Below are 23,210 nucleotides of genomic sequence, written 5' to 3'. Positions count from 1 at the left end.
GCTAACATGCAAACGGGTATAGTTCACTTAATTTGGAAAGCATTAAGCCTCAATCAAAGGAAAATGGCGATTAAATTAGGGCATACCGAACCAAGCACATAACAAGGCGTTAGCAGCCACTTAGCTTGGCGTTAGCTTTTTTGGAGAAAAATGGAGTTTAAGTTTGTTGTTGATGTTCTTAGTTCCATAGCATCATTTATTGCAATTGGTACTGTCCTAATCGCTTGGTATGTAGGGCGAATCAACCCTCTACCAGGAAAAAAGTTATAATTCACGTTAAAGAAGATAAGAAAGTCTATAAGTTGTATATCAAGAACCGGAGAAGCTATCCGGTTACTATAGAAAGTGTAAGGTGTTTTACCAGAAAAAAGCATCGTATTGAAAAAACTAATAACGTTTCCGCAGAGCTTTTAACTTAATTTCCTCTGGATGTATCTTCGAGAACCTTAGTAAAGCGGTCATCGAACCAAATGGATATACAAAAGTTACCTACACATCGAGCAGTTATAATGTGTTATGCGACTAAGAGGCTCTATATCCTTCTTTGTTCCATGGTTATAATAAAACTGATAGCTGAAATCCAAGAAATGAGCCTAGGGAGTTCCTAGACCCTTCTACTACAGTGAAAGCTGACTTAACCCAAATAGCGAGATTTAAGATGGTTCTTAAAGTGCTCAGGATTTAATACTTCACCTGTAGCCGCTTTAACCAGTTCATCGGTCGTCAGCAAGCTTCCCTTACTCCAGATATTTTTACTTAACCAAGCGAAGATAGGACTTAAATTACCACTGCGGATTGCATCATCCACATCGATTGTTTTGCGCATCGCAGCCATAAATTGAGCTGCGTACATAGCTCCTAAAGTATAACTTGGGAAGTACCCAAAGCTCCCATCACACCAATGAATGTCTTGCATGCAACCATCTCTATAGTTGTAGGTGTTTGTTCTTTTCCCTTTTTTTTCAGCGGGTTGCCTTGTTGTGATGAGTGTTCGTCCACCGTCTGTCCAATGGATATCTTGCATGCAGCCGTTTTTGTAGTTGTCTTTAGTCGACAAACCTAAATAGTTCTGCATCTTCTGATCCCAGAGTTCTGGTACATCATTATGTTTAATCACACCATTCATCAAGTCACGCTCGATCTCGTAACGCAAGATAACGTGAGCAGGGTAGGTAAGCTCATCTGCATCAACGCGGATAAAGTCTTTCTTCACTCGGGTATAGAGCTTTTGGAAGTTTTCTTGCGAGAATAACTTAGGATCGTGACGCGTAAAGTGCGAGCCTGCAAGATGCGCTAAGTGTTCGATAAAGCGATTGCTGCGACCAATCTGCATCTCAAAGAACAGTGATTGAGATTCATGAATTCCCATTGAGCGTGCCTGACCAGAAGGCAAGCCAGATAGAGACTTCGGCAAGCCTTGCTCGTAACGCGCATGGCCTGTTTCGTGCACAATTCCCATCAATGACTGTACAAACTCGCTTTCATCGTAGCGTGTGGTGATGCGTACGTCAGTAGGCACGCCACCACAAAATGGATGCACACTTTCATCGAGTCGGCCGTGTTCGAAATCGAATTGAAGTAATTTCATGACATCCAAACCCAGAGCTTTTTGTGTCTCGCTTGGGAAGATGCCCTGTGGCTCAATGTATTTTTCGGTTGATTGCTTCTCGATAGCTTGGTCAATCATTTCTGGCAACCAAGATTTTACGTCGCTGAACAGTTGATCTAATGATTCTGTTGTTGTACCAGGCTCATAGATATCAAGCATCGCGTCATAGGCTGAAAGTCCCGTGACTTCAGCGCGGATTTGCGCTTCTTCCTGAGAAAGCTTTACGACTTCTGCCCAGTTCTTTTCAAATCCTTGCCAATCATTTTGACCGCGCTGAGTGCGCCAGGCGTGTTCACATTTCGAGCCAGCGAGGGATTTTGCCTGAACCAGATCTTCTGGCAGAACATTAGCTTGCTGCCAGTTGCGTTTTAGTTCACGCAGTGTTGCACGCTCTTCGACGCTAAGTGATTCTTGCTCGGCTTTGGCAAACCAGTCTGATAGTTGCGGCTGAGTTTGCAGGTTATGCATGTGAACATACAATTCTGCCATGGCTTCTGAGCGAGCCTTACTACCACCGTTAGGCATTACCGCAGCTTGATCCCAGCCACAAATCGCTGCGAGATGCTGAAAATTAGAGAGTTTTAGTGAATGTTTTTTGAGTTTTTCGAATGCGCTCATGTGTCGCCTTCCATGACTATAGAGAAAATAAAAGTTTATCAACCCTACACGGGCTTACCAAGTGATTCGCACAGAAAGTTAGACTCCTTACAACTAAAGAAACACATACTTTCGGCTGTTTGGCTCACTCAACAATAGGAATTTATCGTACGGTAAGTAAAATTAATTGAAATAAACGCATAAATATGACAATAAAGGATCAGTTTTCTCTTATTGCTTGGTGGATGTAAGCTTGATACACAATTTTGAAGCATTTTTAATTGCTATAACTATACTGACGCTAACTCCGGGATTGGATACCGCGTTGGTGATTCGTAATTCGTCGCGCGGTGGATTCACGGATGGCGCAGTCACGAGCCTTGGAATTTGTTTTGGTCTCTTTGTTCATGCGACTTTCTCTGCGATTGGTATTTCTGCGATCCTTGCTCAGTCTGCAGAACTATTCCATTTGGTTAAGATGGTTGGTGCGGCATACCTTATTTACTTAGGTTTTACGACGCTGAAAGGCTTATGGAGTAACTCTGCTGGCCCACAAGCGTCGACAGGGGCAATTAAACGCCATGAATTTAGTTTCCTTCGTTCATTGAGAGAAGGATTCTTATCTAATGTCTTAAACCCTAAAACGGCCGTTTTCTATCTCGCTTTCTTACCGCAGTTCATTAATCCGGAAGGTTCGGCGTTTTTACAGTCAACCTTTATGGCAGCAATTCATTTTGTTATAGCGATGGTATGGCAATGTGGCTTGGCAGTGGCATTAACGTCAGCGAAAAACTTGCTTAAGAGCGCGCGATTCATGAACTGGATGGAAGGTACAACCGGTGTCGTGCTGGTGAGTCTTGGCGTGAAGTTGATGTTAGAAGACAAATAGTCTTTAAATCACATTCATGGAAAAAGAGCGACTTGATGGTCGCTCTTTTTGATCATGTATATTGTTACTGTTCGTCTCTCAACTCTGCTAACAGTTCATAAGAGCGTAACTTCTTCTCGTGGTCAAAGATAACGGAGTGGGCGATGATTTCATCAGCTTGCGTGCGTTCTACCAGTGATTTTATCTTCTCATGTACTAGTGCTTTATCACCATGGATCGACTCTCTGAGCTGAAGAGTCACATGATGCTTTTCATGAGGTAGCCATAGCTGATCCATATCGGTCACTGGTGCTGGGATTTTTCCTTGTGCACCACGGATCAATTGCAGAAACTTTTGCTTTTCTGTTGTGGCTAAGTAATTCGCGTCCTCGGTAGTATCGGCGACAACTACGTTTACGCCTATCATCACGTAAGGTTTATCAAGTTGTTCAGACGGTTGGAAGTTAGCGCGGTAAATCTCAAGTGCACGTAACATCGCATCAGGTGCAAAATGTGCAGCAAAGGCAAAAGGTAATCCTTTAACGGCGGCCAGATGTGCGCTGTAGGTACTCGAACCCAGTAACCAAATTGGAACTTGGGAGTTTGCTCCAGGACAGGCTTGAACAGGTTGAGCTTTAGAGACTGGACCCATAAAGAACTCCAGCTCTTCGAGCAACTCATAAAAATCAGTATCGTATCTTTCTGGATCGCGTCGCAATGCGTGCATAGTTGGATAGTCTGTACCAGGAGCTCGTCCGAGACCAAGGTCGATACGTCCAGGGTAAAGGGCATCTAGGGTGCCGAACTGCTCCGCAATAACTAATGGGGCATGGTTCGGGAGCATGACGCCGCCTGACCCTAAACGGATAGATTGGGTGTGAGCACCAATATGGCTAAGCAGAACTGAAGTAGCGGCGCTGGCGATATCTGGCATGTTGTGGTGTTCCGCCAACCAAAAACGGTAGTAGCCCAATTTTTCTGCATGTTGGGCGAGGGAGACCGACTTTTGGTAGGTTTCAGTATAGTTGGAACCTTCTGTAACAGGCGCTAAATCTAAGACGGAAATTCGTGGAAATTGCATGTGACCTCAGAGTTTCATTTTTCCTATTAACTATGTGGAGTCGCTATGGCACGAAATAAACCCACAATTGGTCAATGAAATAGCCTACAACCATAATCATGGAAAATGTTAAAACCCAAAGGGATCATTATGCTCCATTTGGGTTGAATCTGGCTCCTAACGCCAGTTCTTAACTTGTGTTAGCGACTGGTTAATTACCAATAGTGCCAGCAAAGTCATGCTTGTTTTCTTTTATAACAACACGGCGTAGATCAATCAAATCAATCTGGTTAGGGATCATTTGTCAGGAGTTCGACCCGTGCTAGCCAATGAAGAAGATGATGTGAGAGTTCGTGTGGCTTTGCCAATGGTAAGTCGTGCGCATCACAATCAAAACGTGATATTTCGACTTGCCAAGCCTTAGCGATTGCTTCTCCACATCGGCTATCAACGAGTTTATCCGCTGTGCTGACGATAATTTGGCTCGGGCAAGCTGGTGGCGAACTTTGGCCTTTAAACTGCGCTGCCGCACAAAGCTGACGAATGGCATTACGGACACTGACCGGATGTTGTCGAGCGAGCTTAATATGATGCTCCAAGACTTCAGGTTGATTAACACAAATTGGACTTGTCCATTTAATAATCGATTTTTGAAAAGCATCGCTCCCTTTTAAGCGAGAAGCCCCGATGCTTAAAAGTGCGTTGATGTTGATTCTGTGCCAAAACGGGCTGTAACGAGAAAAACTCGGATTGATCAGTGTTAAGCTAGCAACTTGATTAGGCAGGGTGTGTGCCCAGTGACTTGCAAGCATTGATCCCATTGAAATGGCGACCAGATGATAACGGTGACAATGGTTAGGCAGTTGCTTGAGCATGGGGGAGAGCATCTGTTCAATATTCAGCGGACTCAATTCACGATATTTTTCTCCGTTGCCAAGTACGTTAGGGGTGATAATAACAAGCTCTGGCGATGCTTGTTTCAGTGCATAGAGCATACTTTGCCAATGGCCACTTTCTCGTACTAACCCTCTCACTAACACTATCGGTACCATAGCTTTTTTGCCTTCTCCAAATATTTCTCTTCTACACTAGAATCCATGTTTGCTATCAAGTCATTATTAAGTACTTGAATTAAATAGGTTAAAAAAGTGCTGTGGCGGCGTTGAACTCGTTTAATACGATGGGATTTCGTTGGATGGAATAGCTGGCTAAATCGCAGCATTTGAATCGGGTTTTTTTTCACCCAAAGCCATGATCCTAACTCTAAGGTTAGAGGCAAGAAATGATGCTCTGATTGCGCCTGATGTTGGATCAGCATCCAATCCCAGAAATCGCCGTGAGTAGTGTATTGATGCCACTGAGGCTCAAACTGATAGAGCTCATAATGCGGATAGCTTTTTCGAAACAACCTATACAGTAAATAATACTGAGCTAGATTGCTTGGAGGATTTATTTGGTGGGCATAAGGAAACCACAATCGGTCTCGAGTACCAAACCCACTGTGCAGATCTAAAAGAATGGTTGTGCGAGACCGCTTCGTGTAATTTAAAACGTAGCGCGACAACACGCGTAGCTCTTGCTCCATCCCGTTTGGGTTTCCTCGATACCAAGGTAAACATGGGCTAAAACTTTGTCCTGCGTAAAGGTGGTAGATAGGGTTATCACTATTGATCGGTGAATTGCGCATTAAATCCACACCATTGTGATTTGCGCGTTTTTTTAGTGCGACCCCCCAGGGATTGACAACGGGCACCGCGACGATTCGCAAGTTATTTAGAGACTCTTTAAGTTGTCGATCCCATTCCAACCTTGTTAGCAAACTCTTTATAAAGGCGAGAATTATCTGGCTACCAATGCGTTCAACACCGTGAATCGCGCCTGTAAAAAGCAGACAAGATGCATTGCTGTCAGTCGAGCCTAATTCAAGCGTATAAATAGGTAGTGATTTCCCTTTGTGATAAATGTCATCAAGAAGGTGCAGGCGTAGTTGTTGAGGGTATTGCTCCGCGAGTTGTTCTATGTGCTGTATTTCACGAGGAATGTGTCCAGTCATCTTGATGCTCAGATTGAGTTTGAGGTAATAGCAGTCAAATTCAGATTGGCATAAGTTTAGAACGGATTGAATGGAGGTGGGGTGAAGTATTTGTTTCAGTCAGAGTAATTTGGAGCAAAAAAATGCGAAGCTGATAGGCTTCGCATAGAGATGTTAATGTTTCTAGAATGGTAAAGAATTATGCAGTCACTTCATCGCCCTGAGTCGATGTAACTTGCGCAAAGTATCTTTTGGTTTCTTCTACAACAACGTGACGAAGAGCAATCAAACCAATCAGGTTCGGAATTGCCATCAGTCCATTTACAATGTCAGCAAGAATCCAAATCATATCCAGATGCAGGAATGCGCCTGAAGCCACTAAACAGACAAAAATCAGTTTGTATGGCAGTACTGCTTTGGTACCGAACAAGAATACCACGCAACGTTCGCCGTAGTAGTTCCAGCCAAGAATAGTGGTAAACGCGAAAAACATCAGACCGATAGATACTAATATTGGACCCAATGTGTCTGCATTCAGACCGACCGCAAACGCATGTGTAGTCATTGCTGCGCCAGAAAAGTCACTTTGCCAAGCGCCCGTCAGGATCAGAGCCAGACCTGTCATGGTACAAATGATGATGGTATCGAAAAAAGTACCCGTCATTGAAATCAAGCCTTGTTTTACACAAGAATCTGTTTTCGCTGCCGCCGCTGCCATTGGTGCACTGCCCAAACCAGATTCGTTTGAGAATACGCCCCGCGCGATACCAGACTGGATTGCCAACATAATGCTTGCGCCTAAGAAACCACCCGTTGCTGCAGTTGAAGTGAATGCTGATACCAGCACTAATTCAATCGCATTCATTAGTTGGTCTGCGTTCATGATAATGACGCTTAGACACGCGAGCACGTAGAAGACGGCCATTGCCGGCACGACTTTACCTGCAACTTTAGCGATAGATTTAATACCACCTAAAGTGACGAAAGCGACTAACAGAGTCAGGATGAATGCTGAAAGCTCGCGGTTTACACCTAGAGAAATTTCAGTAGCATCCAGAATCGCGTTCACTTGAGGGAAAGTACCGATACCAAAACAAGCAACACCTAATGCAAATACTGCAAACATGATCGCAAGCGCTTTAGAACCCACGCCATTTTGCAGGTAGTACATTGGGCCACCAATCATTTGGCCTTTATCGTCGACTTGGCGGTATTTGACTGCTAGTAGACATTCAGCGTATTTGGTCGCCATTCCGAATAGGGCTGCAAGCCACATCCAAAAAAGCGCTCCCGGACCACCAAGTTTGATGGCAGTAGCGACACCAACGATGTTGCCGGTACCAATTGTTGCTGAAAGAGCGGTGCACAATGCTGCAAAGCTAGAAACGTCACCCTGTTTATCAGATGACTTATCTTTACGGAATACCATGATTAACGCTGTCGGTAGATGTTTAAACTGGATTAAGCCTAGGCTAAAAGTAAAGTAAACACCGGTTCCCACGAGCAAAATCAGAAGTGGTGGGCCCCAGACAAAGTTATCGATGGTTTGCAGTAAAGATTGTAGGTCGTTCATGATTTCCCCTTAATAAAACAACTAATAAGGAGAAGAGGGAAAGGACGAGATATAAGATCTCTAATAGAGCCCAAGCTATTAAAAAGACGGGATCGCCAAATAAGTAGTCAGGTTTTACTTTCCACTCCTCTGTCCTTTTGCCTGAGAGTTTCACCCTGTGCAATGGCACAGGACTTGCTCCTTCGGCGACCGATTTAACGGTTCTCTCCAGAGGTTCCTCCAACTACAGTCCCCGCTACCTGAGTAGCACCTGAAATAGTTAATTCTTCGGCGAGTTATGCTAATCAAATGTTAAAATTTGATTAATAACCACTCTCCTGCAGTCTTCTTCGGAACAATTACTCAATTATGTGAGTAAAGGTTAGTTAATGATGCTGGTCATCATTAACGTGAGAACTCTATCATGTTTTTTGACCATTTCAACACCCAATGTGGATTTATTTTCAAGAGATTATTGGGGAAGAGCACTTATAATCGTGAACAGGCGAAAGTTTTGCTCTATTTGCCTTATTATCAGCACTATTATTTTGGGTAATGTTGGTGAGATACAACATAGCCTTAGGGAATGAGTGGCTCTATAAATCGAGGTAACTAATTCAATTGAGGCCACAAAATTGATCAAATTGAGCGAACTCATTTTAAAATCTACGTTATGTTGACGTTTAGAATTATAGAAATAGGTTACAATACAACTTTGTGAAACTGCCTATCGACGTAGGTATGAACTCACAATTGGACCAGGAGGCTGTATGATCAGATTGTTAGCCATTGCGGTTTTGATTGCGATAGCATTTGTGCTGTTTCGTTATCGAACCAATGAAAAAGTCCAAAAAGCGACCGTCATTATATTGATAGGTGCATTCCTGATTTACACCGCATCCATTATGATCGCGGAACTGATTCGCTAGCGTAAGAAGAGTCCTTGGAGTTATATACGGTGAGTTCTGAAAACAATATTGAAGAACAAGAAGACGTGGTTGTTATCGAACAGCGAGACAAGCGCACGCATATTTATATCGCTATTGCTGCGGTACTGGGATTAGCTTTTGGTGGCTTGGCCGGTTCTGTTTTAACTGCAAATAAATGGGAATCGACTTATCAGGTTTTGGAAGAGAAATATGAGGCTCTTGCTCAGGACAAGACGCAGCTTGCATCTCAGGTAAAATTGCGTGAAGAAGGCTTAGAAAAAGAGATGCAGGATAAAGTGGCAGCACTTCTTGCTGCACAAGAAGAAGAGCATCAGAAAGCGCTGAAGAAGTTGCAATCACAACTTACCGAAGCAGAGAGGGTGAACTCGTCGCTTCAGTCTCAGGTTAAGCAGCAAAACGATAAGATCAACACGGCAAAATCTGAAAATGAGAAGCTGAGCCGCCAGAGTGGTATTCAAGCGACGATGCTGGAGCGCTCTCGCGAAGTATTCCAAAAAGAACTTAAGGTCTCACAAGAGTTAGAGTCGCTAACGAAAGAGCGTGAAAAACTGATCCCCACAATTAAAAAGCTCAAGAAAGAGTGTGATGCATACTTAGAAGGCACGTCTTGGGATGTGAAATCTGACATGTGCAGTAAACATGATGAAGCCACATCACGATTAAGCCAAGTGGAACAGCTGATTGAAGTCTACACAATGGACTTAAAACAAATCAAAGAAATGGGTGAAGATATGGGGCTATAAGCCGCAATCGTCCAGTTTGGTATCAAAGAAAAAGGAGCACGAGTGCTCCTTTTTCTTATCTCTCGCTTTAATTTGGTTTAAATGCGAGACGCGTCATAACCAGAAGCCAGTAGTAGTTCTCTTTCTCGCTTAATCAGTTGCGCACGGTCTTCAATTAGCTCGTTCAGTGCTTGAGACGGTTTGCCCGCTAAAGTCTTAAACTCAGCGAACGATGTTGCTTTATCAATTTCATCAATCATACTGCTGATGGCATTACGAGCTTCACAAGGGTTATCGAAGGTTTTGAAGTATTCGACTTGTTGAGCTGCCGCTTTCATTTCTGTAAGTAGTTCTAGAGGACTACTGTCCTTCGCCACTGCCATGTAGTTATCAAGTACGCGTTTTGCGTACAAAAGTTCTGTAAGTGGGATATCACGTCCGCTTTCAATCAGGGACTCACTAAGGATCATACTAGAGCTCATTGCCATTCCTTTTTTTTGTCTTCTACACAGCTGTTGGTATTCACAAGAGTCTAATTTATTGGCGTCTCAATGGGAATGGTTTAGAGATAATTTGAGGGATATTTTTAATCTTTTTTAGTGAATAATCATGCATTGCGTAAGTTGTAACAAAAAGAGCTGTGATTTCAGCATTCAGTTCACACTCATCGCCCTACACAACGCATTTTTATTTCGTGGAAGAAACGATAGAAAAAGGAGCCCAAATGGCTCCTTGTAATCCTATCTCAGTAAGGGCTAGTCCGTGTGTTGGGAAGAGTACCAGGCGTGTGTATAAGCTTTGGATGCAAACAGAGCATTCGCTTTTGCTCGTTCAATAACCGAGTCTTCAACAGTCAAAGGCGTCATTGTTTGGTTGTCAAAATCGTACGCTAAGGTTGCCACTTTTTCTCCGGGAGAGAGTACGACCAGATTATCACGGGTCAGATAGCCGAAATTTTTATCGTATTGCATCATAGCTCGTTCGTCTTCTCTCGCTAACGGTTTGGTTAGGTCGCGTCCAATCATTGGGCTTTTGGCGTCAACGCCAATTAGGGACAACAGTGTTGGTGGCATGTCGATGTTGTTAGAGATCCGATCGTCCTTACGAGGCTCAATACCTTTACCTATGATCAATGCAGGGATATGGAAATGTTTTACTGGCACCAGGTTAGCACCAGAAACGCGTGCATCGTGATCCGCAATGATGATAAATACCGTGTCGTCCCAATATGAAGATTGTTTGGCTTTTTCAAAAAAGGTGCCCAGTGCGTAATCTGAATATTTCACCGCATTGTTGCGCGTCATCTCAGTTTCGTCATATTGCTCAATTTTGCCTTGAGGATATTCAAACGGGCTGTGATTACTTGATGTGAATACTAAGCTGAAAAACGGTCTGTCACTTTTCGATAAGCGCTCAAACTCGTCATCCGCTTTGTTGTAAAGATCTTCATCACTCACACCCCAAGAACCAACGAAGCCTGGATTCTTATAGTCTTTCTCCTCGACAATTTGCTCAAAACCGTTGCCGAAGAAGAAAGTCTTCATGTTGTCGAAGTTGGCTTCACCACCATATATGAACTGTGTGTGATAGCCTTGTTGTTTCAATAAATCTGCAATAGTAAAGAAGCCTGTCTGGCTTTTACTCAGTTTAACTACTGAACGAGAAGGTGACGGCGGAAAACCAGTGGTTACAGCTTCGATTCCACGAACAGAACGCGTACCTGTCGCGTACATTTGAGTAAACAGCCAGCCTTCTTCCGTCAATTTATCGAGGTTTGGTGTCAGAGGTAAACCACCCAAAGAACCCACGAATTGAGTTCCCAAGCTTTCCTGCAACAGGATAACCAAGTTCTTGGGCTTTCCTTTGTAGGTCGCTGTATTGTGGTTCATTGTTGGCAGTAGTTCGGGAGCAAAATTCGATTTTGCGGAAGATGCGCGAACGATATCCAGCATCTTTTTGTTATCCATTTTGCCGTAAAACTGCTCAGCACTTTTTTCTGACTTCATGTTACTCAGAGCAAACAGCAGGGAGTAAGATGAGTTCAGCGCTAAGTCATTCAGCAGCGGGTCGCTAGAGAATGCAACCATAGCCGGGTTAAGAGGTCGATGTCCAAAAGAGGAACGCGCTCCGGCAAAACATATCAGAACCGCAATAATGGCGAGCAGAGGACGCCATTTCCAGTTGATCTGTTGTGCGGAATTGGTTAGTTTTTTGCTCCACTTCCAGCTAAATATAAGAGCCAGAGTAGTGCCCACTACACCAACAAACAGTTCTAGCTTGTAACCTGCCCAAAGCATGCTCATGACTTCTTTAGGGTAAATCAGATATTCGACAAACAGGCGATTAGGGCGTAGGTCATATTCCTGAATAAACGGCGCAGTTGCCAGCTCCATGTAGACTAATATCCCAAGCCCAGCGACCATCCAAAGGCGCAGAATCCATTTCCAGCCACCACCTATTTTTCCGTTCAATGGTAGCAGAGAAGAGAGCAGAGCAGGGAGAATAAACAACCAGCACAGTGTTGCGACATCAACTCTTACACCCTGGCTGAGAATATAGAAGAAATCGCTGAACGTTTCGATTCGGTCGGATTGCCAAAGCAGCAATAACAGGCGAGATAGCGATAAAAAGGCGAGTGAAAACAACGAAAAAACAGCAAGAGGCTGCAATGGCCCAAAAAAGGGTCTATTAAAGGTACTTCTCATATTTACTTTTTGATAGATTTAATAGTTGTGCGATGCCGTTTCTATCACAGCGTGTGTGAAATAAACGTGAAACATAACCAGAATCTATAAAATAGAGAGCAAGTATTCTCTTTTTAGTCGTAGTGCGACGCAAATCATTAGTGCTTTGCTTGCAGACCGCGCAGTTTATGCGCGGTCTGCGGATGAATTACATAGCGGGGAATACTATTACAAAGGTATTCATCCCATTTTCCCGAGGCGCTAAGTCAATAGTGGCACGGTGCAGGGTGGCAATGTCTTTACAAATAGACATGCCGAGGCCAGCTCCATCTCCTGTTTCCGAGTGACCACGGTAAAACTGCTCGAAAATTCTCTCGCGAGTCTCTTGTGGAATCTCTTCACCCGTATCGGATATCGAAACACTGATGAAATTGGTATTCTGAGAGACCGTCACCTGAATTTCACTGTTCGCACCAGAATATCGAATAGCGTTGTCTATGAGATTACGGAACAGAACACCGAGCAACATCGGATCTCCGGATATTTGAACGGGAATAGATTCGAGGCTTATGTCTTGATCTTGTCTTAACGCCAAAGGAGCGAGATCGGCGACGACCGTTTGCAGTAGCGGTGTCAGTTCGACGGTTTTGAACACGCGCTCTGATAAGCTGTCTACTTTGGCTAAAGTCAGCAGTTGATGAATGAGTCTATCAGTCCGTTCTATGCCTTTGAGGATATTCTGTAAGTCGCTACGCAATTGGTCCGGTTCATTACTTTGCAGCGCGTTTTCTGCGTTAAGGCGCAGAATGGTTAGCGGTGTTTTCAATTCGTGAGCGGCAGCGCGCGTAAATCTCTTTTCACGTTCCCATGCCTGTTCTAATTCAGACAGTAAAGAGTTCAAGGCTTCCACTAAAGGATCCAGTTCAATAGTGTGGTCGGCAACATGAATTCGATCTAAACGATGTACATTCCTTTGTGTGATAGCACTTCGAAGTTCATTGATAGGACGGAAGTAGCGCTCAATCAAACAAAAAAGTAAAAGCAGCAGTGTTGGTAGCAGTAAGACTTGCTCTATCAAAGTCGACATTGCAATTTCACGGATGATCTCTTGCCTGATTTTCTGCTTCTCGGCGACCACGACGTATTCATTTTGATGAATGGTTTGAGGGAAAGAGAGTTGGAAAACTCGCCACTGAGTACCTTCCAGTTCAATGTCGGAATAGCCATTAGTTTTTGATGAAGACGAAAGGGACACTAAACCGGGAGAAGAGCTCCATAGCATTTTATCGTCTCGGAAAAACTGAAACACGAGGTTTTGCTCGTAGGGGTGCCCAAACTTTGTCGCTTCTTCTCCATCTTCTTTCGATAGTTGCTTAATGTTTTGCATCCATTGCTGGAATTGCTCGCTGTGGTTTGCGAGCGTGCTTTCTTCTTTGGAAACAGACAGAGCGAGAAACATCAGTTTTGCAGATTGACCAAGCCTCGCGTCGTAGACCTCTTCGACTTCATGTTTTGCGGATTGGTAACTGAATATCAAGGAGATCAGTAGTAATGTGGAGACCAGTAATCCAACCCAGAGAGTAAGCTTATGTTTTAAAGAGTACGGCTTATTATTTTTCAAGAATGTATCCCACACCGCGAATGTTTTTAATCGTAACGTTCGGCGCTTTTTTGCGTAAGTTATGAATGTGTACTTCTATTGCGTTGTCACTGGCTCCCTCATCCCAGCCGTGCAGGGATTGTTGCAATTGCTCTTTGCTTTGGACTCGGCCAGCATTCGTAATCAAACTTGTCAGGATCTTAAACTCATTACGCGTCAGTTTCAGCGGCACATCGTCATAGCGGATGCTCTGCTCTGACAAAGACAAGGACAACAAACCAACTTGAATAAGCTCATCCGCGCTTCCCGATTGGCGACGAATCAGAACCCGTAACCGGGCAAGGAGTTCTTCCAGTGCGAATGGTTTACCTAAATAATCATCGGCACCGCCATCCAGTCCCTGAACACGGTCACTGATGTCATCTCTTGCTGTGAGTATCATTACTGGTAGCTTAAACCCACTTTTGCGAATGTTACGCAGAACTTCTAATCCATCAATATCGGGTAGGGTGAGGTCTAAAATCACCGCTGTGAAATCTTCTGTTTTTAGTGCGCTCGTCACACCAGTTCCTTTTTCAACCCAGTCCACGGTGTATCCATGGCGACTAAGAGAAGTCACCATGGATTGACCGAGTAGTTTGTCATCTTCTACCAGTAATAAGCGCATAGATTATTTTAGTTTCCCTAATGTTGCTTCGATTTCAAGTTTTCTGCCTTTATCAGCTAAAGGACGATCGGGGCGAGGAGAGGCTTGCATAGCTCGAGTCAGATAGACTTTCGCTTCCTGCTCTCTTCCTTCTTCTGCAAGGAAGTCACCATAAAAATAGTTTGGATCGATACCATTTGGATTGATCTCTAAAGCTTTTTTCAACATTTGTTCTGCTTTATCGTCGTCGCCAAAACCAATTGGCCACCCCGGAACTTTATAATACAGTGAACCTAAGCTGGTGTAAGCCGATCCTTCAAGAGTTTGTGGTGAAGTTTCAATCACTTGTTCGAGCAGCGACTTTGCTTCTTTCGCTAAAGATAATGCACCTAAACCGCCTTTCGCGCCAGCCAGAGACGCTTTATTGATGGCCAACCAAACCGTGAGTTCCGGGTTTCCCGGCTCTCTGTCCAAGTAAATGCTTGTTCTTGCAATCGTGCGATTGAAACACTGTTCTTTCTCATCACCACTTGGGGTGCTGTACTGACATTCTGCCCATTTCTTTTGCACGTCTTGAAGTGGGGTATTTCCTGCCAACGCAGCGGTTGAAGCCAACGTTGAACATACAGTTAAAGTGCATAGTAATTGTTTAGTATTCATCGTTAGTGTCCTTTTAATGGCTTACGCGGTTTACATATTGATGGATGGTTTGTTGCTGCTTTTTAATTGCTGATGAAACAACGTTTGGCAGCAATTGATTGATGCGTGCAAACAGCTTTTCAGGCCAGCCGATCCATTTTGCTGAAATCTCTTTTTCCAGCATGGTGACAACATGTTCTGCGACAACGTTGGGTGAATCGGTTTTGTTGCCAAGTTTCTGATTCATCTCATTAACAATGTCGCTGTTTAATGAAGTTTCTGTGGCTCTAGGAGCAAGATATAAGGCTCGAATCCCTGTAGCAAACAGCTCACGATCCAGCGCTTCCGTAAAGCGGTGCAGTCCCGCCTTCGCCGCACAGTAAGAGGTATATCCGGGATAACCGATAGAGCCAAAAGTCGATCCAATGTTGAGGATGACGCCTGGTTGTTTTAGCCAAGAGAGCGCGGATTGGCACAGAAGCATAGGCGCAACCAGATTTAGTTGAATATCAGCTTCGACTTGTGTCGGGTGCTTTTGGTTTAATAGCGAGAAGTCATTACATCCAGCATTGTTAATCAAAGCGTCCACTTTGTGTTTTTGCCTCGCTCGTTCTTTTATCGCACTTAAACCTTCTGCTGTCATGATGTCTGCGACCACAACGTCGTGGGACTCAGGATTTACCAGAGAGGCTTTGAGCGCGACGAGCTTATCCTCGTTTCGTCCGACCAGGATTAATTGAGCACCGCGATTCGCCAATTCGGTCGCGATCGACTGACCAATACCGCCAGTCGCGCCAGTGAGTAAAATAGTACTGTCTTTGATGTACATGACTTACCTCACGCTGCTTGCTGATTCGAATAAGATGGCAAGGTGCGCAGCATCTCTCCATAAAGAGAAAACACCATTTTGGCGGAGTCGATGATGACTTGTTTATCTTCCTCTTTAGTGATTTTGTTCATCAATGACTCGAAAAACTGCAGGTGATCTTGATCCAACACGCTATGAGAGACGAGGTAGGTCATCGCTGAAGCTGGAAGATTTAACGTAGACTGAATTTTGTCAGCCATTTGTCCACCGATACCAACGCTGGTGCCTTCCAGTACCCATACCATGCCAAATAAAGCCAACGGATTATTTCGGTCTATGTTGTGGTACAGGTACGACACCATCAGCTCTATTGCTTGTCCAACTCGGCCTTCATCTTGGTTATTGCGAACGGCATCCGCGTTACCGCCACATGCTTTAATGTCATTGAGAATCCATTCCTGATGGCCTTTTTCTTCCTCAATGTATTCTGCAATGGCTTCGCGTACCCATTCATATTCAGCGGATAATCGGCCTCCGCAGGCCATCAATAGCGGTACCGTATGTTTTACGTGATGGTATGCCTGAGTAAGAAAAGCAATATACATCTGTTTTGAAATATGACCTTGTTGTACGTCAGCAAGAACCGGAGCGGTTAGCATAGCTTGTTGAGCAGCAGAAGTTTGCTGTTTTAGTTGTTCGAAAAAAAGGGTCATAACCTTCTCCTTAAGAAGCTTTTGATTGCTGGAAAGGCAGGTCAACTCTTGCTACCTTTTGGCCTTCCAGCATGAATTCGGAATTGGTGTTATTGATCAGTTGAGCAACACTGTGTTCTATTTCGTTGCGTTTCAGTTTGCCGTTTTCTGTGTACCAGCTAGCGATGGCTCTTGGGTTATCAATCACCAGTAAAGTTTGGATTCGAGCGTAATCAGGAAGCGTACTATTTAGCGCAGAAATCTTAGCCACTAAGTTGTCACTGGCTGCCACGACGGCACATAACGATTGTTGCCCGTCACCAGTCACAATAAGTGGTGAATTAGGTAGAAATGCCAAAGCTTCTGATTCAATCCATTCAGGTGAAATATTTCGCCCATATGAAGTGACGATAAGATTCTTTTTGCGACCTGATAAAGTCACAAAACCTTGTTCATCAAGGTGTGCCAAATCCCCGGTTGCTAGCCATTCTTGGCTAAAAGGATCGTTCAAATATCCCAGAGCGATGTTGCCTTTAACATATAGCTCCCCGTCTTCTGCGATACGAATTTGTGTATGAGGCAGTGGTTTTCCGCAAGTACCAGCTTTGAAGGCAGAAGGTGTATTTAAGCAAACCACCGAACCGCATTCAGATAAGCCATATCCTTCAAATGCTGGAATATCCAGTGCATGCGCAGCATTAATCAGTTGTGATGAAACCCTCGCTCCTCCAACGGCGACGAATTTCAACGAGTTCGCTAACGAAGGTTGCTGTTTGACGATATGGATAAGAGCGAGTAATAGAGCAGGGGTTAATACTAAGCTATCGGGTTTTGTCTCAGCCAACGCTTTGGCAAACAAATTCACATCAAACTGACTCGATCCAATCAGACCGGTTTGTTTACCGGGCAAGACATACGAGGTCACCCCCAATATTAATGGGACATAAATGCCGGTTATGTTTTCTAACAGGGTCGAAAGTGGAAGCAAAACCAAATGCGATTGCGCCAGACCATCGACACTTAGCGCGAGCGAATTGGCAACCTGACATAAGTGATCATTGCTTAAACAGACGCCTTTTGGCTGTCCTGTGGAACCCGAAGTAAAGGTTATTTTCCCCGTACCTTCGAGATAAGCAGCAGGACCTTGACTTGTTCTACGCAAGACAGTTAAGCCTGCGATTTTAGTGCTTGCAAGCTGATCCGATTTAGAATCATTTTGCGCAGAACAGTATTCGTTTCCCCAATCGCCAATCAATGCATCAACGCGAGACTGACTCAACGTGTGCACCACTTGTGTATATGAAAAGAACGTTGGAATAGGTACGACGACAATATTTGCAGCCATCGCAGCCAGATCGATGATCGCCCAGTTCACACTGTTTTCGGCACGCAATGCTAATGCGTTGATATTCTGCGCTTTCAACACTTCAGCGGTGTCTTGGATTTTAAGCAGCAGATCCGCATAAGTGATTTGAATGGTTCTTCCTTGTTCATCAACACCGACAAACGCCGTTTGTTCTGGCTTGGTTTTTGCCCATTTACGTATCTCGTTTAGGAGAATATTCATACTACACCTATGCTTGTTTTTGTTTTCTTTCTTGAACTAATCGGAGGCGTTCTAACCCTTTAACTAAATTTCCAGCCAGCACTCGTGGTTGGTGTTCGTAGTAGGATCCCCAAGTCGATTGCGCATCAGGGACTTTATTAGGATCCGCGTGAGTTAGGATGTGGGGTTCTAGACCAAGGCGAGTCATCATGGCGTGAAGGGGGTCAGTGGCAGTGAAAATGCACCACTCAAAACCGAGATCTACTAGCATTTTGGCAATAAGGTAAAAATGCAGGGCAGACATACCTCTTGCGAATGAAGCAAGGTGACCAAATTCGACCAGATTAGAACGTTTTACATCACACTGAAAAACGGTTGAGACAAGGTGCTGAGCCTCGTCTTCCAAGTATTGTTCAAGGAACAAAGGTTCTTGCTCGGCGATACGAAACCCGCACACAGAAATAATATTGTTGTTATCGATAAGCGTTAAATACGCAGGCATGAAAATTTTAAGTTCGGCAAAGAATGCTTCTTGATAACGCAGAGAAACATGCTCAATCACTTTATGCCAAAGTGGGTGAGTAGGATTCACGATGTCTAAAGTAAATCCTTGTATAGAAGTCTGTGCATGTTTTTTCATTGGCGCTTCCATTTATTGTTTAGTCATCAACAAAATAAAACGCGAAACTTAAGAAACTCTTAAGGAATTAAATTTAAATGAGTATTTAACACAGGAACTTTTCTCTCAGCGTATAGGCTGTTGGATCTTTGGTCTGGTTGAGGAAGGGGGAAGATAAAAAGTAAGAGCCAATTGTGATAGGTAATTTGCTCTTAACTATGTTTACTGCTTACGCCTGCAAGCTCTCAAGACCAAAAGCCGCATTTCAACGATTGTGATGCACTTAACATTCGTGATCTAATTAAACATGAAGGATCGCTCAACGAACGAGTGTATGACTGTGAGCTGTCATCACTAGTGTTGCACTCTGATATGGCAGACGGATTATTAAACATAAGTTAAATAAAAACAGTTGATTATAATGATTTAATGTGGAGCTAATTGGTTGAGAAGTACTGATAAGATAAATTTTTAATGTGATAGTGCGTGTGTATTTAATTAGTGTTGATAATGTTGTTGCCTGACAATGCTTGAAACTCATAACTAATGGTTAGACATCGAATAGTTTGTTTTTTGCTCAAAAGCTTTAAATTTCTTGTAATAATTTAGACATCTAATTATTTTTATTGTCTGTAAAATGGCTTTTAATGTGATTTTGATCGCATTTATTTAGATAATATTCCCGATTATTTGATTTTTGGTGGCGATGGATGCGCATAATAAAAAGGAAATTTAATTAGACATCAAAGGATATGTATTTTCACATGATCACGTCAGCACCTTGGGTCCTCTATCCAGAAATTGGAGAGGGAACAAGAAAAAAATGGATTTTTCGTAAACCTAAAATCTCTGATGGTGATGACATTTACAGCTTAATCGCAGACTGTCCTCCACTAGATATGAACTCTTCTTATTGCAACTTCTTACAATCAACACATTTCAGTAAGACCAGTATTTTGGTTGAGTACAACGGCGAAATTGCTGGTTTCATCTCGGGTTATCAGAAACCTGAAGAGCAGGACGTGTTATTTGTTTGGCAAGTTGCAGTCTCACCTCGTTTCAGAGGTAATGGTCTGGCGTTACGCATGCTGAAGGAACTTCTTTTAAGAGAGGATCTGAGTAACGTCAACTTGGTAGAAACTACCATCACAGAAGACAACAAAGCCTCATGGGCGCTGTTCAAAAAGTTAGATGCGATGAACGGCAATTCTGGCCAGGTAAGCACATTTTTGGACGAAAAAGCTCATTTTAAAGGCAAGCACGATACAGAGTATTTGTATCGTATCCCCCTAAAATAATCCCCTAACAACAGGAATTTAAAACGGTCTCATCATGGATATTTTCAAAAAGCAGGAATCCAATGTACGCTCATATTCAAACAATTTTCCAGTCGTATTTCGCAAAGCGAAAGGCTGCTGGCTGGAAACAGAACAAGGTGAACGTTACTTAGACTTTCTTGCTGGAGCGGGATCTCTAAATTACGGCCACAATAACCCAGTACTTAAGCAAGCGTTACTTGAATACATTAATATGGACGGCATTACTCATGGCCTGGATATGCATTCAGAAGCGAAAGCCGCATTTCTTCAAGCACTGGATCACTACATTCTTAAACCAAGAAAGCTGGACTACAAAGTTCAGTTCACCGGACCGACTGGTACCAATGCAGTAGAAGCCGCGTTGAAACTCGCTAAAAAAGTAACTGGACGTAGCAGCGTGGTCGCTTTCACCAATGGTTTCCACGGTTGTACAGCTGGTGCATTGGCTGCAACAGGTAATCAACATCACAGGCAGGGCAATGGCTCGAGCTTGCACAATGTCACGCGTCTTCCGTTTGAAGGTTACGCAGGCGTTGATGGCTTGGCTCTGTTTGAAACGATGCTCAACGATAATTCTGCTGGTATGGACAAGCCTGCCGCTGTACTACTTGAAACAGTACAGGGTGAAGGTGGCTTGAATGTCGCTTCAAACCAATGGTTACAGCGTTTGAGCAAAATTTGTAAAGCCAACGATATTCTTATGATTGTCGATGACATTCAGGCGGGTTGTGGACGTACGGGTACGTTCTTTAGCTTTGAGCCTGCAGGCATTCAGCCAGATATCGTCACTTTATCTAAATCTATTGGCGGCTACGGCTTGCCGATGGCGGTTGTACTACTTAAACCTGAGTTTGACCAATGGAAGCCGGGTGAACATAACGGTACGTTCCGTGGTAACAACCATGCCTTCATTACAGCCACTAAAGCGCTGGAAATCTATTGGGCTACTGATGATTTTCAAACGCACATTAAACAATGTTCAGAAAACGTCAGCGAAGTCATTGACCGCTGTGTACGCCGATTCCCGCAGATGTTCGTGCAGAAAAAAGGTCGCGGCATGATGATCGGAATCGAGTGTATTAACGGCGATCTCTCTTCTGAAATCACAAAAGCATGTTTCGATAACGGCATGATCATCGAGACTGCTGGCCCAGACGATGAAGTGGTTAAGTTTTTCTGTCCACTGACTATCAGTGAGTCAGAGTTAGAGCAGGGACTGAACATTTTTGAAAATGCAGTAGAAACCATCGCTGCAAAACACTTCAAACAAGCATCTTAATAAGGACAATTAATTATGATCGTTAGAACACTCGAAGAGTGTCGCAATAGTGAGCGACGTGTCGTAGCAGATACTTGGGAAAGTGTCCGTATGTTGTTGAAAGATGACAACATGGGCTTCTCTTTCCATATCACGACTATTTACGAAGGCACGGAAACGCACATCCACTACAAAAATCACTTGGAATCTGTTTTTTGTATGAGCGGAGAGGGGGAAATCGAAGTGGTTGGTGGAGAAATTTACCCAATTAAATCAGGTACACTGTACATTCTGGACAAAAACGACGAACACTACCTAAGAGCATATAAAAATAAAGAAATGGTAATGGCGTGCGTATTCAATCCACCTATCACAGGTGCTGAAGTACACGATGAAAACGGCGTGTACCCTCTTGTTGACTAATAAAAAGTCACTGTGAGGTGGTTTCCACCTCACATTTCAATTTTCTCTTCTTTTTTCTTTTAAAATTACCAATCAAAAAGGCTTATCATGACTTTTACCGTAGAAAAAATCGGCGGTACTTCAATGACAGCGTTTGATGCTGTTCTCGACAACATTATTCTTCGTCCCAAGACACCATACAACCGCATTTTCGTTGTGTCGGCTTACGGTGGTATGACCGATGCGCTATTAGAATGTAAAAAAACCAGTAAAGCGGGCGTATACCAATTGATCGCCAAACGCGATGATCAATGGGAAGAGGCACTGGCATACGTAGAAAACCGTATGCTACTGACCAATGAAAATATTTTCGCTGATCCGATGAATCGCATGCGAGCAGACAAGTTTATTCGATCTCGTATCTCAGAAGCGAAAAACTGTATCGCTAATATTCTCGAAACTTGCCAATACGGTCAGTTTTCACTGCGTCACTACTTACCTCAAATTCGCGAGTTTCTGTCTTCAATTGGTGAGGCACACAGTGCGTACAACACCGCATTGAAACTGAAAAACATGGGTATTAACGCTAAGTTTGTCGACTTGTCCGGTTGGGACACAAAAGAGCCGAAAAGCTTAGATGAATCCATTGGTGACGCTTTTGCTAATATCGACGTTTCTCAAGAGCTACCTATTGTTACTGGTTATGCGTATTGCAAAGAAGGGCTTATGCATACCTATGACCGTGGCTACAGTGAGATGACGTTCAGTAGAGTTGCATCGATCACAAAAGCCAGTCTTGCGATCATCCACAAAGAATACCACCTAAGCTCCGCAGACCCGCGTGTTGTAGGGCCGGAAAAAGTATTGCCAATTGGCAGCACCAACTACGATGTAGCTGATCAGCTGGCGAACTTAGGAATGGAAGCAATCCACCCTAATGCAGCGGCAGGACTACGTGAAAGTGGAATCGAACTGCAGATTAAGAACACGTTTGAACCGGAACATGAAGGTACTTCAATTTCGTCTGATTATCGTCCAGACGGAGACAAAGTAGAGATCATCGCAGGCAAGCAGAAAGTATTTGCGTTACACCTGTTTGATCAAGCCATGGTTGGCAAAGTAGACAACGTGAGTTACGAGTTGATGGAAATCATATCTGATGCCCACGTGACATTAGTTGGTAAAGAGATGAACGCCAACTCTATTACTTACTACCTAGGTGGTAATGCAGACAGCTTGAATCAAGTTCTGTATAAAGCAGAAAAGCGTTATCCGCATGCGTCGATTAAAGGTCGTATGGTAGCGTTGATTTCAGCAATTGGTTCTCAGATTGACACCAATAAAACCTTGGCGAAAGGCGTAGTGTCTTTAATGAACAGTGGGGTGACTCCGGTTGCTCTTCACTCATCATTGCGCAATGTTAATGTTCAATTTGTTGTAAGCGATACAGAGTATCAACGAGCAATTTGTGCTCTGCACGATGAATTTTTTGAGCCATTAGAAAACTCTGACGCAATAGTCGATGTTGCTTAGCATTTAATTTTCGCTATTCGCAATAGATAGGTTACAAGAGGAGCCTTCCTATTGGCTCCTTTGTTTTTATGTAA

Annotated in this window: 21 protein-coding genes and 2 riboswitches; of the genes, 7 read left to right on the top strand and 14 right to left on the bottom strand. The window is 43.6% G+C overall.

Annotation, left to right across the window (positions count from 1 at the left end; translation table 11 throughout):
- Positions 1 to 634: 634 nt before the first annotated feature.
- Complete coding sequence (locus WJM94_RS03080; RefSeq protein ID WP_444492772.1) at positions 635 to 2,227, bottom strand: carboxypeptidase M32; 1,593 nt, start codon at positions 2,225 to 2,227, stop codon at positions 635 to 637.
- A 232-nt stretch (positions 2,228 to 2,459) separates the two neighbouring features.
- Here WJM94_RS03080 and WJM94_RS03075 point away from each other — a divergent pair, with 232 nt between their 5' ends.
- Positions 2,460 to 3,095 carry a LysE family translocator gene (locus tag WJM94_RS03075; protein ID WP_444492771.1) on the top strand — a complete coding sequence of 212 codons (636 nt, stop codon included), beginning with the start codon at positions 2,460 to 2,462 and terminating at the stop codon, positions 3,093 to 3,095.
- Between the two features lie 64 nt (positions 3,096 to 3,159).
- Here WJM94_RS03075 and WJM94_RS03070 read toward each other — a convergent pair whose 3' ends face one another.
- The 4 genes from WJM94_RS03070 to WJM94_RS03055 form a co-directional block, all read right to left on the bottom strand.
- Complete coding sequence (locus WJM94_RS03070) at positions 3,160 to 4,155, bottom strand: LLM class flavin-dependent oxidoreductase (protein WP_444492770.1); 996 nt, start codon at positions 4,153 to 4,155, stop codon at positions 3,160 to 3,162.
- A gap of 269 nt (positions 4,156 to 4,424) precedes the next feature.
- Entirely contained in the window at positions 4,425 to 5,186 is a 762-nt protein-coding gene (locus tag WJM94_RS03065) for an alpha/beta fold hydrolase (RefSeq protein WP_444492769.1), read from the bottom strand.
- The gene (locus tag WJM94_RS03060) at positions 5,174 to 6,187 is read right to left on the bottom strand and encodes a DUF2817 domain-containing protein (RefSeq protein WP_444492768.1); all 1,014 of its coding nucleotides are present in this window, start codon (positions 6,185 to 6,187) and stop codon (positions 5,174 to 5,176) included. Before WJM94_RS03060 ends, WJM94_RS03065 begins: the two co-directional genes overlap by 13 nt.
- A 178-nt stretch (positions 6,188 to 6,365) precedes the next feature.
- Positions 6,366 to 7,739 (bottom strand): alanine/glycine:cation symporter family protein, encoded by a 1,374-nt coding sequence (locus WJM94_RS03055; protein ID WP_444492767.1) that lies wholly within the window; start codon positions 7,737 to 7,739, stop codon positions 6,366 to 6,368.
- Positions 7,740 to 7,865: 126 nt separating this feature from the next.
- A riboswitch (glycine riboswitch) is annotated at positions 7,866 to 7,953 on the bottom strand.
- Between the two features lie 2 nt (positions 7,954 to 7,955).
- A riboswitch (glycine riboswitch) is annotated at positions 7,956 to 8,069 on the bottom strand.
- A 419-nt stretch (positions 8,070 to 8,488) separates the two neighbouring features.
- Between WJM94_RS03055 and WJM94_RS03050 the strand changes: the two genes are divergently transcribed.
- Together WJM94_RS03050 and WJM94_RS03045 are read left to right on the top strand one after the other, a co-directional pair.
- Entirely contained in the window at positions 8,489 to 8,647 is a 159-nt protein-coding gene (locus tag WJM94_RS03050) for a hypothetical protein (protein WP_444492766.1), read from the top strand.
- A 29-nt stretch (positions 8,648 to 8,676) separates the two neighbouring features.
- Positions 8,677 to 9,411 (top strand): chromosome partitioning protein ParA, encoded by a 735-nt coding sequence (locus WJM94_RS03045; RefSeq protein ID WP_444492765.1) that lies wholly within the window; start codon positions 8,677 to 8,679, stop codon positions 9,409 to 9,411.
- A gap of 77 nt (positions 9,412 to 9,488) precedes the next feature.
- Here WJM94_RS03045 and WJM94_RS03040 read toward each other — a convergent pair whose 3' ends face one another.
- The 9 genes from WJM94_RS03040 to WJM94_RS03000 form a co-directional block, all read right to left on the bottom strand.
- A complete protein-coding gene (locus tag WJM94_RS03040; RefSeq protein WP_444492764.1) occupies positions 9,489 to 9,872 on the bottom strand; it encodes a hypothetical protein in 384 nt (127 codons plus the stop codon).
- Positions 9,873 to 10,145: 273 nt separating this feature from the next.
- A complete protein-coding gene (locus WJM94_RS03035; protein WP_444492763.1) occupies positions 10,146 to 12,095 on the bottom strand; it encodes an LTA synthase family protein in 1,950 nt (649 codons plus the stop codon).
- A 187-nt stretch (positions 12,096 to 12,282) separates the two neighbouring features.
- Entirely contained in the window at positions 12,283 to 13,695 is a 1,413-nt protein-coding gene (locus WJM94_RS03030) for an ATP-binding protein (RefSeq protein ID WP_444492762.1), read from the bottom strand.
- Complete coding sequence (locus WJM94_RS03025; protein ID WP_444492761.1) at positions 13,685 to 14,341, bottom strand: response regulator; 657 nt, start codon at positions 14,339 to 14,341, stop codon at positions 13,685 to 13,687. The genes WJM94_RS03030 and WJM94_RS03025 overlap by 11 nt, the downstream gene beginning before the upstream one ends.
- 3 nt (positions 14,342 to 14,344) lie before the next feature.
- Complete coding sequence (locus tag WJM94_RS03020) at positions 14,345 to 14,980, bottom strand: tetratricopeptide repeat protein (protein ID WP_444492760.1); 636 nt, start codon at positions 14,978 to 14,980, stop codon at positions 14,345 to 14,347.
- Positions 14,981 to 14,993: 13 nt separating this feature from the next.
- Positions 14,994 to 15,788 carry an SDR family oxidoreductase gene (locus WJM94_RS03015; RefSeq protein ID WP_444492759.1) on the bottom strand — a complete coding sequence of 265 codons (795 nt, stop codon included), beginning with the start codon at positions 15,786 to 15,788 and terminating at the stop codon, positions 14,994 to 14,996.
- A gap of 8 nt (positions 15,789 to 15,796) precedes the next feature.
- Positions 15,797 to 16,480, bottom strand: coding sequence for a TenA family transcriptional regulator (locus WJM94_RS03010; protein WP_444492758.1), 684 nt, complete (start codon positions 16,478 to 16,480; stop codon positions 15,797 to 15,799).
- A gap of 10 nt (positions 16,481 to 16,490) precedes the next feature.
- The gene (locus tag WJM94_RS03005; RefSeq protein ID WP_444492757.1) at positions 16,491 to 18,026 is read right to left on the bottom strand and encodes an AMP-binding protein; all 1,536 of its coding nucleotides are present in this window, start codon (positions 18,024 to 18,026) and stop codon (positions 16,491 to 16,493) included.
- 7 nt (positions 18,027 to 18,033) lie between these two features.
- Positions 18,034 to 18,645, bottom strand: coding sequence for a thermostable hemolysin (locus WJM94_RS03000; RefSeq protein WP_444492756.1), 612 nt, complete (start codon positions 18,643 to 18,645; stop codon positions 18,034 to 18,036).
- 743 nt (positions 18,646 to 19,388) lie between these two features.
- Here WJM94_RS03000 and ectA point away from each other — a divergent pair.
- The 4 genes from ectA (at position 19,389) to WJM94_RS02980 (ending at position 23,136) form a co-directional block, all read left to right on the top strand.
- Complete coding sequence (gene ectA, locus WJM94_RS02995; RefSeq protein WP_444492755.1) at positions 19,389 to 19,922, top strand: diaminobutyrate acetyltransferase; 534 nt, start codon at positions 19,389 to 19,391, stop codon at positions 19,920 to 19,922.
- 34 nt (positions 19,923 to 19,956) lie between these two features.
- Positions 19,957 to 21,222 carry a diaminobutyrate--2-oxoglutarate transaminase gene (ectB, locus tag WJM94_RS02990; protein WP_444492754.1) on the top strand — a complete coding sequence of 422 codons (1,266 nt, stop codon included), beginning with the start codon at positions 19,957 to 19,959 and terminating at the stop codon, positions 21,220 to 21,222.
- A gap of 15 nt (positions 21,223 to 21,237) precedes the next feature.
- Positions 21,238 to 21,624 carry an ectoine synthase gene (locus tag WJM94_RS02985; protein ID WP_444492753.1) on the top strand — a complete coding sequence of 129 codons (387 nt, stop codon included), beginning with the start codon at positions 21,238 to 21,240 and terminating at the stop codon, positions 21,622 to 21,624.
- Positions 21,625 to 21,711: 87 nt separating this feature from the next.
- Positions 21,712 to 23,136, top strand: a complete 1,425-nt coding sequence (locus WJM94_RS02980) for an aspartate kinase (protein ID WP_444492752.1) — start codon at positions 21,712 to 21,714, stop codon at positions 23,134 to 23,136.
- The last annotated feature ends 74 nt before the right edge of the window (positions 23,137 to 23,210 follow it).

The sequence above is a fragment of the Vibrio sp. YIC-376 genome, from assembly GCF_052353105.1.
Classification (GTDB): domain Bacteria; phylum Pseudomonadota; class Gammaproteobacteria; order Enterobacterales; family Vibrionaceae; genus Vibrio.
The sequence above is the reverse complement of the archived record's forward strand: the minus strand, read 5'-3'. Positions and strand labels throughout refer to the sequence as shown.